General features: G+C 66.3%; 14 protein-coding genes. 11 read left to right on the forward strand and 3 right to left on the reverse strand.

Annotation, left to right across the window (positions count from 1 at the left end):
- Positions 1-276: 276 nt before the first annotated feature.
- Entirely contained in the window at positions 277-1,053 is a 777-nt protein-coding gene (locus SB771_RS29350; RefSeq protein ID WP_121859163.1) for an enoyl-CoA hydratase, read from the reverse strand.
- 129 nt (positions 1,054-1,182) lie between these two features.
- Here SB771_RS29350 and paaN point away from each other — a divergent pair, with 129 nt between their 5' ends.
- The 5 genes from paaN to paaK all read left to right on the forward strand — a co-directional run bounded on the left by paaN (position 1,183) and on the right by paaK (position 6,807).
- Positions 1,183-2,889 carry a phenylacetic acid degradation protein PaaN gene (paaN, locus tag SB771_RS29355; RefSeq protein WP_175661948.1) on the forward strand — a complete coding sequence of 569 codons (1,707 nt, stop codon included), beginning with the start codon at positions 1,183-1,185 and terminating at the stop codon, positions 2,887-2,889.
- A gap of 87 nt (positions 2,890-2,976) precedes the next feature.
- Positions 2,977-4,179: a 3-oxoadipyl-CoA thiolase gene (gene pcaF, locus SB771_RS29360; RefSeq protein WP_175661947.1), complete on the forward strand. Its 1,203-nt coding sequence runs from the start codon at positions 2,977-2,979 to the stop codon at positions 4,177-4,179.
- Between the two features lie 45 nt (positions 4,180-4,224).
- Positions 4,225-5,016: a 2-(1,2-epoxy-1,2-dihydrophenyl)acetyl-CoA isomerase PaaG gene (gene paaG, locus SB771_RS29365; protein WP_175661946.1), complete on the forward strand. Its 792-nt coding sequence runs from the start codon at positions 4,225-4,227 to the stop codon at positions 5,014-5,016.
- 1 nt (position 5,017) lies between these two features.
- The gene (gene paaI / locus SB771_RS29370) at positions 5,018-5,470 is read left to right on the forward strand and encodes a hydroxyphenylacetyl-CoA thioesterase PaaI (protein WP_175657425.1); all 453 of its coding nucleotides are present in this window, start codon (positions 5,018-5,020) and stop codon (positions 5,468-5,470) included.
- 38 nt (positions 5,471-5,508) lie between these two features.
- Positions 5,509-6,807 carry a phenylacetate--CoA ligase PaaK gene (gene paaK, locus SB771_RS29375; protein ID WP_105834577.1) on the forward strand — a complete coding sequence of 433 codons (1,299 nt, stop codon included), beginning with the start codon at positions 5,509-5,511 and terminating at the stop codon, positions 6,805-6,807.
- Positions 6,808-6,943: 136 nt separating this feature from the next.
- Here paaK and SB771_RS29380 read toward each other — a convergent pair whose 3' ends face one another.
- Positions 6,944-8,068, reverse strand: a complete 1,125-nt coding sequence (locus SB771_RS29380; RefSeq protein WP_012363013.1) for a murein transglycosylase A — start codon at positions 8,066-8,068, stop codon at positions 6,944-6,946.
- A gap of 28 nt (positions 8,069-8,096) precedes the next feature.
- Between SB771_RS29380 and SB771_RS29385 the strand changes: the two genes are divergently transcribed.
- A complete protein-coding gene (locus SB771_RS29385) occupies positions 8,097-8,240 on the forward strand; it encodes a hypothetical protein (RefSeq protein WP_006758475.1) in 144 nt (47 codons plus the stop codon).
- A gap of 17 nt (positions 8,241-8,257) precedes the next feature.
- On the opposite strand, the gene apaG is transcribed toward SB771_RS29385, so the two are convergent.
- Positions 8,258-8,632 (reverse strand): Co2+/Mg2+ efflux protein ApaG, encoded by a 375-nt coding sequence (gene apaG / locus SB771_RS29390; protein ID WP_011655875.1) that lies wholly within the window; start codon positions 8,630-8,632, stop codon positions 8,258-8,260.
- 177 nt (positions 8,633-8,809) lie between these two features.
- On the opposite strand from apaG, the gene rpe reads away from it, so the two are divergent.
- The 5 genes from rpe to trpD all read left to right on the forward strand — a co-directional run bounded on the left by rpe (position 8,810) and on the right by trpD (position 13,766).
- The gene (rpe, locus tag SB771_RS29395; protein WP_105834578.1) at positions 8,810-9,496 is read left to right on the forward strand and encodes a ribulose-phosphate 3-epimerase; all 687 of its coding nucleotides are present in this window, start codon (positions 8,810-8,812) and stop codon (positions 9,494-9,496) included.
- A gap of 4 nt (positions 9,497-9,500) precedes the next feature.
- Complete coding sequence (locus tag SB771_RS29400; protein ID WP_175661945.1) at positions 9,501-10,256, forward strand: phosphoglycolate phosphatase; 756 nt, start codon at positions 9,501-9,503, stop codon at positions 10,254-10,256.
- Positions 10,257-10,614: 358 nt separating this feature from the next.
- Positions 10,615-12,108: an anthranilate synthase component I gene (trpE, locus tag SB771_RS29405; RefSeq protein WP_175661944.1), complete on the forward strand. Its 1,494-nt coding sequence runs from the start codon at positions 10,615-10,617 to the stop codon at positions 12,106-12,108.
- A 13-nt stretch (positions 12,109-12,121) separates the two neighbouring features.
- Positions 12,122-12,721: an aminodeoxychorismate/anthranilate synthase component II gene (locus SB771_RS29410; RefSeq protein WP_011655872.1), complete on the forward strand. Its 600-nt coding sequence runs from the start codon at positions 12,122-12,124 to the stop codon at positions 12,719-12,721.
- Positions 12,722-12,734: 13 nt separating this feature from the next.
- Positions 12,735-13,766 (forward strand): anthranilate phosphoribosyltransferase, encoded by a 1,032-nt coding sequence (gene trpD, locus SB771_RS29415; RefSeq protein WP_012363010.1) that lies wholly within the window; start codon positions 12,735-12,737, stop codon positions 13,764-13,766.
- Positions 13,767-13,791: the final 25 nt, after the last annotated feature.

Consider the following 13,791-nt stretch of genomic DNA (forward strand, 5'->3'; position numbering starts at 1 on the left):
TCAACAACTTTCTGAACTGCTTCGTTGCGACGGCGAGGGGTTCAACTTCGTGTGCGCCGGGGCTTCTACAACCTTCCTCGTCAGCACCGCTTCCCTTCCCTCCCGCGCTCCGTTTCCGTTAGCGCGAAAGAGGCGTGATTCTAAGCACCCGCCCCTGTCCACGCAACCCCTTTGTGAAAATATTTTGAAAAAGCCCCGGTGCGCTGCCGCGCACGGGGGCTTGGGGTTCGTTGCACCAGAAGATCCTGCCGGCGACCGACACCAGTCGCCACCGAATCAGCGGTGCTTGAATACCGGCTTCCGCTTCTCGACGAATGCCGCCATCCCTTCCTTCTGATCTTCGGTCGCGAACAGCGAATGGAACAGCCGACGCTCGAAATGAACGCCCTCGGCCAGCGTCGTCTCATACGCACGGTTCACCGACTCCTTGACCATCATGACCGCCGGCAGCGAAAACTCGGCGATCGTCGTCGCCGCGGCAATCGCTTCGTCGAGCAACTTGTCGGCCGGCAGCACGCGCGAAACGAGCCCTGCCCGCTCCGCCTCGGCCGCATCCATGAAGCGCGCGGTCAGGCACATGTCCATCGCCTTCGCCTTCGACACCGCGCGCGGCAGGCGCTGCGTGCCGCCCGCACCCGGCATCACGCCCAGCTTGATTTCGGGCTGGCCGAACTTGGCTGTATCCGCCGCGAAGATGATGTCGCACATCATCGCGAGCTCGCAGCCGCCGCCGAGCGCGAACCCCGCCACGGCAGCAATGATCGGCTTGCGGATCTCGCGGACCGTCTCCCAGTTACGCGTGATGTAGTCGCCGCGGTACACATCCATATAGGAATAGGTGGCCATCATGCCGATGTCGGCCCCGGCCGCGAATGCCTTCTCGCTCCCCGTCACGACGATCGCGCCGATCTCGTCGTCCGCGTCGAACGCTTTCAGCGCAGCGCCCAACTCATCCATCAACGCATCGTTCAGCGCATTGAGCGCCTTCGGGCGGTTGAGCGTGACCAGCCCGACACGCCCGCGGGTCTCCACCAGGATGTTCTCGTAAGACATCTATTTCTCCTCGATCAATGAAATGAGAAACGCCTCGCACACGCGAATAGTTTGATGCTACCATTCTCCGACCAACCGGTCGGTTAATTAATCGATCCAATTCCTCTCAACGTCCATCAGGCTGCCGTCATGACCCATGCACTGTTCACGAAGCACGAAGACACGCTGAAACACGCCCTCGCCGCCATCGAGAGCCGCGGGTACTGGAGCCCGTTCGCGGAGATGCCGAGTCCCAAAGTGTACGGGGAAAGCGCCAACGCCGATGGCGAAGCGGCGTTCAAAGCACACCTCGGCAACACGTTCGTGCTCGACCAGCCGGCGTCCGACGGAACCGTGGGCGCGGAGCAGTCGCCGTACGGGATCGCCCTCGGCATCCGCTATCCGAAATCGACGCCCGACGAGCTGATTGCAGCCGCCGCCGCTGCGCAGCGGGCATGGCGTGAAGCCGGCCCGAGCGCGTGGATCGGCGTCAGCCTCGAAATCCTCGCGCGGCTGAACCGCGCAAGCTTCGAGATTGCCTACAGCGTGATGCACACCACGGGCCAGGCGTTCATGATGGCGTTCCAGGCCGGCGGCCCGCATGCGCAGGATCGTGCACTCGAAGCGGTCGCCTATGCGTGGGACGAACTGCGTCGCATCCCCGCCGATGCGCACTGGGAAAAGCCGCAAGGCAAGAACCCGCCGCTCGCGATGCACAAGCGCTATACGATCGTCCCGCGCGGCACCGGCCTCGTGCTCGGCTGCTGCACGTTCCCGACCTGGAACGGCTACCCCGGCCTGTTCGCCGACCTGGCGACCGGCAACACGGTGATCGTCAAACCACACCCGGGTGCGATCCTGCCGCTCGCGATCACGGTTCGCATCGCCCGCGACGTGCTGCGCGAGGCCGGCTTCGATCCGAACGTCGTCACGCTTCTCGCAACCGAGCCGAACGACGGCGCCCTCGTCCAGGACCTCGCGCTGCGTCCTGAAATCAAGCTGATCGACTTCACGGGCAGCACGCAAAACGGCACGTGGCTCGAACGCCATGCCCATCAGGCCCAGGTGTATACGGAGAAGGCCGGCGTCAACCAGATCGTGATCGACTCGACCGACGACCTGAAGGCCGCGGCCAAGAACATCGCGTTCTCGCTGGCGCTGTACTCCGGCCAGATGTGCACCGCACCGCAGAACATCTACGTGCCGCGCGACGGCATCCGGACGGCGGACGGCCACGCAAGCTTCGACGAAGTCGCGCAGGCGATCGCCGTGTCCGTACAGAAGCTGACCGGCGACCCGGCTCGCTCGGTCGAACTGATCGGCGCGATCCAGAACGACGGCGTGACCGCGCGCATCGACGATGCCCGCAAGCTCGGCCGCGTGCTCGCCGACAGCCAGACGCTCCAGCACCCGGCGTTCGCCGACGCGCGCGTGCGCACGCCGCTGGTGCTGCAGCTCGACGTGGCCGACCGCGCGAAATTCACGCAGGAGTGGTTCGGCCCGATCTCGTTCGTGATCGCGACCGACTCGACCGCCCAGTCGCTCGATCTCGCCGGCGAAATCGCCGCGGAGCATGGCGCGCTGACGCTCTCCGTCTACAGCACCGACGAGAAGACCCTCGACGCCGCGCACGATGCGGCGGTGCGTGGCGGCGTCGCACTGTCGATCAACCTGACGGGTGGTGTGTTCGTCAACCAGTCGGCCGCGTTCTCCGACTTCCACGGCACCGGTGCGAACCCGGCCGCCAACGCCGCGCTGGCCGACCCGGCGTTCGTCGCCAACCGGTTTCGCGTGGTGCAAAGCCGCGTCCATGTTGCGCCGAAGGCAGTGCCCGCGGAAGTCGGCCAGACTGCATAACCCGAATGGCCGACGTGCAAACGCCGCCACATTCCCTACCATGAACGAATCCGCCACCCGGCGGGTTCGTTGCACATCGACACACCCATGACCGACGCCTACATCTGCGACGCGATTCGCACCCCCATCGGCCGCTACGGCGGCGCCCTGAAAGACGTTCGTGCCGACGATCTCGGCGCGGTACCGCTCAAGGCGCTGATCGAACGCAACCAGAACGTCGACTGGTCGGCGATCGACGACGTGATCTATGGCTGCGCGAATCAGGCCGGCGAAGACAACCGCAACGTCGCGCGCATGTCCGCGCTGCTCGCGGGCCTGCCGACCGCCGTGCCGGGCACGACGCTGAACCGGTTGTGCGGCTCGGGCATGGACGCCGTCGGCACGGCCGCGCGCGCGATCAAGGCTGGCGAGGCACGCTTGATGATCGCGGGCGGTGTGGAAAGCATGACGCGTGCGCCGTTCGTGATGGGCAAGGCCACCAGCGCATTCGCGCGCCAGGCCGCCATTTTCGACACGACGATCGGCTGGCGTTTCATCAATCCGCTGATGAAACAGCAATATGGCGTCGATTCGATGCCCGAGACGGCCGAGAACGTCGCGGTCGACTACAACATCAGCCGCGCCGACCAGGATCTGTTCGCGCTGCGCAGCCAGCAGAAGGCCGCGCGTGCGCAGCAGGACGGCACGCTCGCCGCTGAAATCGTCCCGGTCACGATTGCGCAGAAAAAAGGCGACGCGCTCGTCGTATCGCTCGACGAGCATCCGCGCGAAACATCGCTCGAAGCGCTCGCGAAGCTGAAGGGCGTCGTGCGTCCCGACGGCTCGGTCACGGCCGGCAACGCGTCTGGCGTCAACGACGGCGCATGCGCACTGCTGCTCGCCAACGCGCAAGCCGCCGATCAATATGGGCTGCGCCGCCGCGCGCGTGTCGTCGGCATGGCGAGCGCCGGCGTCGAGCCGCGCGTGATGGGTATCGGCCCGGCGCCGGCCACGCAGAAACTGTTGCGCCAGCTCGGCATGACGATCGACCAGTTCGACGTGATCGAGCTGAACGAAGCGTTCGCGTCGCAGGGTCTCGCGGTGCTGCGCATGCTCGGTGTCGCCGACGACGATCCTCGCGTGAACCCGAACGGCGGTGCGATCGCGCTCGGCCATCCGCTCGGCGCATCGGGTGCGCGGCTCGTGACCACGGCGCTTCACCAACTCGAGCGTACGGGCGGCCGCTTTGCGCTCTGTACGATGTGCATCGGCGTCGGCCAGGGCATCGCGATCGCGATCGAACGCGTGTAACCGACGCGCCGCGCGCCTATAACGAAGTCATGAAGGAGACTCTGCATGTCATATCAGGCGATCCAGCTGGATATCGATCAGGCGGCCCGCGTGGCCACGATCACCCTCAACCGTCCGGACAAGCTGAACAGCTTCACGCGGGCGATGCACCTCGAACTGCAGTCGGCACTCGATGAAGTCGACGCGAGCGGCGCGCGTGCGCTGATCCTGACGGGTGCGGGGCGCGGCTTCTGCGCGGGCCAGGATCTGGCCGACCTCGACTTCACGCCAGGCGCGTCCACCGACCTCGGCACGCTGATCGACGAGCACTTCAATCCGCTGATCCGCCGCCTGCAACGCATGCCGATTCCGGTGATCGCCGCCGTCAACGGTACGGCGGCCGGCGCCGGCGCGAATCTCGCGCTCGCATGCGACATCGTATTTGCCGCGCGCTCGAGCAGTTTCATCCAGGCCTTCGTCAAGATCGGGCTCGTACCCGATTCGGGCGGCACCTGGTTCCTGCCGCAACGCGTCGGCATGGCCCGCGCGCTCGGGCTCGCCCTGACCGGCGACAAGCTCGGCGCCGAACAGGCCGAACAATGGGGCTTGATCTGGCGCGCGGTCGACGACGACGCGCTCGCCGCGTCGGCCCGACAGGTCGCCAACCAGCTCGCGCAGCAGCCGACGCTCGCGATCGCATCGATCAAGCAGGCGATGCGCGACAGCATGACGAATACGCTCGACCAGCAGCTCGACCTCGAGCGCGACCTGCAGCGCAAGCTCGGCCAGTCGGCCGACTACGCGGAAGGCGTACAGGCGTTCATCGAGAAGCGCGCGCCGCGCTTCGAGGGGCGTTGACATGACCACGTCCACCGACACGCTCGCCCCCGATGCGCTCGCCCGTGCGACGGCGCAGGCCATGTACGATGCGGACGCCTGCAGCCGCGCGTTCGGCATGGAAATCGCCGAAGTGCGCGCCGGCTACGCTCGCCTGCAGATGCGCGTACGGCCGGAATTCCTGAACGGACACCAGACCTGCCACGGCGGCATCATCTTCACCCTCGCCGATTCGACGTTCGCGTTCGCGTGCAACTCGTACAACCTGAATACCGTCGCGGCGGGCTGCTCGATCGAATACCTGCGTCCCGTATACGGCAATGATCTGCTGACAGCCGAGGCGATCGAACAGACGCGCAACGGCCGGTACGGCATCTACGACATCCGCGTCACGAACCAGACAGGCGAAACGGTCGCCATGTTTCGCGGCAAATCGGCCCAAATCAAGGGCACGGTCCTCCCGGAAGACCGCTGACGCGCACGGCTCGCTCATAACAATCACTGGAGACACGCATGACCACCCCGCTACCGCTCGAGCCGATCGAGACCGCCTCACGCGACGAGTTGACCGCGCTGCAACTCGAACGCCTGAAATGGTCGCTCCGGCATGCGTATGAGCACTCCCCCGTCTATCGCCGCAAATTCGACGAAGCGGGCGTGCATCCCGACGACCTGAAAACGCTCGCGGATCTGTCGCGCTTCCCGTTCACGACCAAGAGCGACCTGCGCGACAGCTATCCGTTCGGGATGTTCGCGGTGCCGCAGGACCAGATCTCGCGCATTCACGCGTCGTCGGGCACGACCGGCAAGCCGACCGTCGTCGGCTATACGGCGCGCGACATCGACACGTGGGCGAATCTCGTCGCGCGCTCGATCCGCGCGGCCGGCGCGCGTCGCGGCGACAAGGTTCACGTCAGCTACGGCTACGGGCTATTCACGGGCGGGCTCGGCGCGCACTACGGCGCCGAACGCGCGGGGCTGACGGTGATCCCGTTCGGCGGCGGCCAGACCGAGAAGCAGGTGCAGCTGATCCAGGATTTCCGGCCCGACATCATCATGGTGACGCCGAGCTACATGCTGTCGATCGCCGACGAGATCGAGCGCCAGGGCCTCGATCCCGCGCAAAGCTCGTTGCGCATCGGCATCTTCGGCGCGGAACCATGGACCAACGACATGCGCGTGGCCATCGAGCAGCGCATGGGCATCGACGCGGTCGACATCTACGGGCTGTCCGAAGTGATGGGGCCGGGCGTCGCGTCGGAATGCGTCGAGACCAAGGACGGCCCGACCATCTGGGAGGACTACTTCTATCCCGAAATCATCGATCCCGAGACCGGCGAAGTGCTGCCGGACGGCCAACTCGGCGAGCTGGTGTTCACGTCGCTGACGAAGGAAGCGCTGCCGATCGTCCGCTACCGGACGCGCGACCTGACGCGTCTGCTGCCCGGCACCGCGCGCACGATGCGCAGGATGGAAAAAATCACCGGGCGTTCGGACGACATGATGATCGTGCGGGGCGTCAACGTCTTTCCGACGCAAATCGAGGAACAACTGCTGAAGCAGCGCGCGCTCGCGCCGCACTATCAGATCGTGCTGACGAAGGAAGGGCCGCTCGACGTGCTGACGCTCAACGTCGAGCCGTGTCCCGAAACGGCCCCCGACACCGCGGCGATTCATGCGGCCAGGCAAGCGCTCGCGCACGACATCAAGTCGCTGATCGGCGTGACGGCCGTGATCAACGTGCTGCCCGTGAACGGGATCGAGCGCTCGGTCGGCAAGGCGCGCCGCGTGATCGACAAGCGCAAGGGCTGACACCCGCCCCGTCGCCATGCGAAGCAGCAATCGCGTGCACAAAAAAACAGCCCGGACCGGCCAATAAACCGATCGGGCTGTTTCGTTGCGATGCCCGGCTACACGTGCACGCCGGCACCGCCGCGCATCACGAACATCACGAATTCGGGAACAGCAGCCACATCCGGCCGGTCTGCTTCATCCGCCCGGCCTGATCGCCGGCGTCGTCGCCGAGCCCCCAGAAATAGTCGGCCCGCACGCCGCCCCGGATCGCCGAGCCCGTATCCTGCGCGAACACGAGCCGGTTCATCGGCGTATTCGTCAACGGACGCGTGGTCTGCAGGAACACGGGCGTGCCGAGCGGGATCGACGACGGATCGACCGCGATCGAACGCTCGGGCGTGAGCGGCACGCCGAGCGCGCCGATCGGGCCGTCCGCGCCGCCGTGCGGCGCATCTTCCTTGGTCGGCATGTCGCGGAAGAACACGAAGCGCGGATTCGTGTCGAGCAACGCGTCGACGCGAGTCGGGTTCGCCTTCGCCCACGCCTTGATGCCCTGCATCGTCGCCTGGGCGGGCGTCAACTCGCCGCGATCGAGCAGCCACTTGCCGATCGAGCGGTACGGCTGGTTGTTGGTCCCGCCAAAACCGACCCGCATCACCGAGCCGTCGTCGAGCAGCACGCGTCCGGAACCCTGCACCTGCAGGAAGAACGCCTCGATCGGATCGTCGACCCACACGAGTTCGTTGCCGTTCAGGATGCCGGCGCGCTCGAGCTGCGCGCGAGCGGGCAGCGCGGCGCCGGCGCGATAGCCTGCCGGCCAGCGGTACAGCGCGTACTGATAAGGGCCGCGACGCACGCGCGAGCCGTGCAGCAGCGGCTCGTAATAGCCAGTCACGAGCCCGTCGAGCGTGCCGTCGGTGTTCGCCAGCTGAAACGGCGTGAAATACGTTTCGAAGAATGCACGCGCGCCGCTGACATCGAGTTCGTCGAGGCGATCGGCCGCCGCGCAGGCGCGCTGCCACGCCGGCTGGCGCGCGAGCCGCACGCAGTTCTGCCGCAGTGCGGCCGCCGCGCCGATCAGCGAATCGTCCTGCCAGCCCGGCACCTGCTGCCAGGCGACCGGCGTCAGCCGCTTCGCGGCGATCTGGCCCGGCACGATCGCCGTGCCGGTCGGCGGCTTGAGCGTCGACGTCCGCGTCGGCGCGCCGCCGCACGCGGCAAGCAGTGCGGCCGTCGCGGCCGCCGCAACCCAGCCGGCCAGCCGGGGCCCAAACCACATACAATGTCCGTTCTTGATGGAAACCGCCATGTCAGATTTTCTCGACCAATATCCGATGCTCATCTTCGCGCTCGAAGCTTTCGTAGCGCTCGCCCTGCTGATCTTCATCGTCGTGTGGACGTCGTCGGGCAGGAAGAAGCATGCCCGCGGCAACGACCGCCAGCCGCGCTGATCGCCCCGCCCGCACGCTCAATGCAGCGTGCGCGGCATGTGCAGCGCAAATTCCTCGACCGGCGCCTCGAACCGCTCGCCGTCCTCCGCCACGCAGAAGTACGCGCCGCGCATCGTGCCGACCGGCGTCGCGATCACGGCCCAGCTCGTGTATTCGAAGTGTTCGCCCGGCTGCAGCAGCGGCTGGTGCCCGACGACGCCGAGCCCCTTCACTTCCTGCACGTGGTTCTCGCTGTCCGTGATGATCCAGTGACGCGCGATCAGCTGCGCCGCGACCTGCCCGGTATTGCGGATGGTCAGCGTGTACGCGAATGCGTATTGACGTCGATCGGGGTCGGATTGTTCCGGCAGGTAGCTGGTTTTCACCGAAACGGTGAACTGATACTGACTCATGATGTTTCCGCTGTAGGTAAGCGCCCGCGCCGATTCGAGCGGCCAGGCCGCGGGCGCGCCGCATTGGTTCGGCATTCTATGCGGAATCGGGCGGCAACCGCACGGCCCGTCGCCGCGCAGCGGGTCGCCGGACGGTAGAATGACGGTTTTGCGCCGCAGCGTCCCCGCTCCCCTGTCATGACTCAATTCCGCATCGCTCCCAGCATCCTGTCGGCCGACTTTGCCCGGCTCGGCGAAGAAGTCCGCAACGTGGTCGCCGCCGGCGCCGACTGGATTCACTTCGACGTGATGGACAACCATTATGTGCCGAACCTGACGATCGGCCCGCTCGTCTGCGAGGCGATCCGCCCGCACGTGCAGGTGCCGATCGACGTGCACCTGATGGTGCGCCCGGTCGACCGGATCGTGCCCGATTTCGCGAAAGCCGGCGCGAACCTGATCAGCTTCCACCCGGAAGGCTCGGACCACATCGATCGTACGCTGTCGCTGATCCGCGATCACGGCTGCAAGGCCGGCCTCGTGTTCAATCCCGCCACGCCGCTGAACTACCTCGACCACGTGATGGACCGCCTCGACTTCGTGCTGCTGATGTCGGTGAACCCCGGCTTCGGCGGCCAGTCGTTCATTCCGGAAACGCTGAACAAGCTGCGCGAGGCGCGTGCCCGCATCGACGCGTACACCGAGCGCACCGGCCGCGAGATCCTGCTCGAGGTGGACGGCGGCGTGAAGGCCGACAACATCGCGGAAATCGCGGCAGCCGGCGCGGACACCTTCGTCGCGGGTTCGGCGATCTTCGGCAAGCCCGACTACCGCGCGGTGATCGACGAGATGCGCGCCGCGCTCGCCACCGTCGAGCGGAGCTGACGCCGTGGCCGATTCCTCGCTGGCGGCTCGGGCACCGGCCGAAGCCGACGGCCCGATCCGTTTCGCGGCGCCGCGCATCGACGCGGCGCTGATCGATCTCGACGGCACGATGGTCGATACGGCCGACGATTTCACGGCCGGGCTGAACGGCATGCTCGCGCAGCTCGGCGCGCCGGCCACGTCGCGCGACGAGGTGATCGGCTATGTCGGCAAGGGCTCCGAGCATCTGATCCAGAGCGTGCTGAAGCCACGCTTCACGCCCGACGAAGCGCACGCGCGCTTCGACGACGCACTCGCGATCTACCAGACCGAATACGCAAAGATCAACGGCCGTCACACGCGCCTCTATCCCGAGGTCGCGGCCGGTCTCGACGCGTTGCGCGCGGCCGGCATCCGGCTCGCGTGCGTGACGAACAAGCCGCACCGCTTCGCGGTCGAGCTGCTCGAGCAATACGGGTTGATCGATCGCTTCGGCATCGTGCTCGGCGGCGACAGCGTCGCGCGCAAGAAGCCTGATCCCCTGCCGATGCTGGCGGCCTGCGACGCGCTCGGCGTCGCGCCGGACGCGGCGGTCGCGATCGGCGACTCGGAAAACGACGCGCTGGCGGGCCGTGCGGCCGGCATGGCGACGCTGACGGTGCCGTACGGGTACAACCACGGCAAGGCTATACAAACGATAAATTCGGATGGTATAGTCGATTCGTTGCTGGTCGCAGCACGCGCGATCACCGCGCACAACGCCGGCCGGCCAACCATCTGATTATTTCTTCCATCCGCATGTTTCTGAATAAAAAACGGAGTCTGAGCAGCATCGACCGGGGAGCCTGGCCCTGGCGTCGCTGGTCGCGCTAACCTCTTCGATGAGGTACGCTGAGGCACGTCTTCAGCGCCGTTTTTTATCTCGCTGCGCATCCGCGCGCCGATCGTCGCACCACCTCGAGTTCCACCGCGCCCGAACGCTTGCGTTCAGGATCGGCCGCAGGCTCGCGACGCTCACGCCCGGAATGCCGGCCGGCAACAGGCACTTCTCGATCGACCGCCCTTTCGCCGACGGCAGCCCGCGCAGCGTCAAGTGATCCCTGGCGCACACCGCCGCTCGTCCCGAACAGGACCGGAACATGACCGAACTCGAATTCCAATCGCTCGCGAACGAAGGCTACAACCGTATCCCGCTGATCGCGGAAGCGCTCGCCGACCTCGAAACACCGCTGTCCCTCTACCTGAAGCTGGCCCAGCCTGAACGTGCGGGCGCCAACTCGTTCCTGCTCGAGTCGGTGGTCGGCGGCGAACGCTTCGGCCGCTATTCGTTCATCGGCCTGCCTGCGCGCACGCTGGTGCGCACCCGCAACGGCGTGTCCGAAGTGGTGCGCGACGGCGAGGTCGTCGAGACGCACGACGGCGACCCGTTCGAATTCATCGAGTCGTTCCAGGCGCGCTTCAAGGTCGCGCAGCGCCCGGGCCTGCCGCGCTTCTGCGGCGGCCTCGCCGGCTATTTCGGCTACGACGCGGTGCGCTACATCGAGAAGAAGCTCGCGAACACCGCGCCGCGCGACGATCTCAGCCTGCCCGACATCCAGCTGCTGCTCACCGAAGAAGTCGCGGTGATCGACAACCTCGCCGGCAAGCTCTACCTGATCATCTATGCGGATCCGGCCCAGCCGGAGGCCTATACGAAGGCGAAGCAGCGCCTGCGCGAGCTGAAGCAGCGCCTGCGCACGACCGTGCAGCCGCCCGTCACGTCGGCGAGCGTGCGCACCGAGACGTTCCGCGAATTCAAGAAGGACGACTATCTGGCCGCCGTGCGCCAGGCGAAGGAATACATCGCGGCCGGCGAACTGATGCAGATCCAGGTCGGCCAGCGGCTGACGAAGCCGTACCGCGACAATCCGCTGTCGCTGTATCGCGCGCTGCGCTCGCTGAATCCGTCGCCGTACATGTATTACTACAACTTCGGCGATTTCCACGTGGTCGGCGCGTCGCCGGAAATCCTGGTGCGCCAGGAAAAGCGCGGCGAAGACCAGATCGTCACGATCCGTCCGCTCGCCGGCACGCGCCCGCGCGGCAACACGCCCGAACGCGACGCGGAACTCGCGACCGAACTGCTGAACGATCCGAAGGAAATCGCCGAGCACGTGATGCTGATCGACCTCGCGCGCAACGACGTCGGCCGCATCGCGCAGATCGGCTCGGTGCAGGTCACCGACAAGATGGTGATCGAGAAGTACTCGCACGTGCAGCACATCGTCAGCTCGGTCGAAGGCAAGCTCAAGCCCGGCATGACGAACTACGACGTGCTGCGCGCGACGTTCCCGGCCGGCACGCTGTCCGGCGCGCCGAAGGTGCGCGCGATGGAACTGATCGACGAGCTCGAGCCGGTCAAGCGCGGGCTGTACGGCGGTGCCGTCGGCTACCTGTCGTTCTCGGGCGAGATGGATCTCGCGATCGCGATCCGCACCGGCCTGATCCACAACGGCAACCTGTATGTGCAGGCGGCGGCCGGCGTCGTCGCCGACTCGGTGCCCGAATCCGAATGGCAAGAGACCGAAAACAAGGCGCGCGCGGTGCTGCGTGCGGCCGAACAGGTCCAGGACGGCCTCGATAGCGACTTCTGACCGGAGACTGACCATGCTGCTCATGATCGACAACTACGACTCGTTCACCTACAACCTGGTCCAGTACTTCGGCGAACTGGGCGAGGACGTGCATACGTACCGCAACGACGAAATCACGCTCGACGACATCGCGCGCCTGAACCCCGACGCCATCTGCCTGTCGCCCGGCCCGAGCAACCCGCAGCACGCGGGCATCACGCTCGACGTGCTGCGCGAATTCGCGGGCAAGAAGCCGATTCTCGGCGTCTGCCTCGGCCACCAGGCGATCGGCGAAGCGTTCGGCGGCCGCGTTGTGCGCGCGAAGACCATCATGCACGGCAAGGTGAGCCGGATCGAAACCGACTGCCGCGGCGTGTTCGCCGACCTGCCGAAGCATTTCGACGTCACGCGCTACCACTCGCTCGCGATCGAACGCGAGTCGCTGCCCGACTGCCTCGAGGTGTCCGCGTGGACCGACGACGGCGAGATCATGGGCGTGCGCCACAAGACGCTGCCGATCGAAGGCGTGCAGTTCCACCCGGAATCGATCCTCTCCGAGCACGGCCATGCGCTGCTCGAGAATTTCCTGAAGCAGAATCGCGCAGCGGCCCACGCGGCCGCGCCGGCCGCCTGACGGGAGACGCACGATGACGATTACCCCGCAGGAAGCGCTGCAGCGCACGATCGAGCACCGCGAAATCTTCCACGACGAGATGCTGCACCTGATGCGGCTCATCATGCGCGGCGACATGTCGCCCGTGATGGCGGCCGCGATCATCACCGGGCTGCGCGTGAAGAAGGAGACGATCGGCGAGATCGCCGCCGCCGCGACCGTGATGCGCGAATTCGCGAATCACGTCGAGGTGCAGGACAACTCGAACTTCGTCGACATCGTCGGCACGGGCGGCGACGGCTCGCACACGTTCAACATCTCGACCGCGTCGATGTTCATCGCGGCAGCGGCCGGCGCGAAGGTCGCGAAGCACGGCAACCGCGGCGTGTCGAGCAAGTCCGGCAGCGCCGACGTGCTCGACGCGCTCGGCGTGAACATCGACCTGCAGCCCGACCAGGTTGCCGCGTCGATCGCCGAAACCGGCATGGGCTTCATGTTCGCGCCGAACCACCACCCGGCGATGAAGAACATCGCGGCCGTGCGCCGCGAGCTCGGCGTGCGGACGATCTTCAACATTCTCGGCCCGCTGACCAATCCGGCCGGCGCGCCGAACCAATTGATGGGCGTGTTCCACCCCGACCTCGTCGGCATCCAGGTGCGCGTGATGCAGCGTCTCGGCGCGCAGCACGTGCTGGTCGTGTACGGCAAGGACGGGATGGATGAAGTGTCGCTCGGCGCCGCGACGCTCGTCGGCGAATTGCGCGACGGCCAGGTGCACGAATACGAGATCCATCCGGAGGACTTCGGCTTGCAGATGGTGTCGAACCGCACGCTGAAGGTGGAAAATGCCGAGGAATCGCGCACGATGCTGCTCGGCGCGCTGGACAACCAGCCGGGCGTCGCACGCGAAATCGTTACACTGAACGCGGGCACCGCGCTCTACGCGGCCAATATCGCCGAATCGATCGCGGACGGCATCCAGCTCGCGCGCGAAGCGATCGCGAGCGGCAAGGCGCGCGCGAAGGTCGACGAACTCGTGCGCTTCACGCAGCAGTTCAAGCGCTGACTCCCCTTACGAATCAAGCAGGAAC

This window comes from Burkholderia sp. SIMBA_051 (assembly GCF_046534915.1).
In the GTDB taxonomy this organism is placed as follows: domain Bacteria; phylum Pseudomonadota; class Gammaproteobacteria; order Burkholderiales; family Burkholderiaceae; genus Burkholderia; species Burkholderia ambifaria.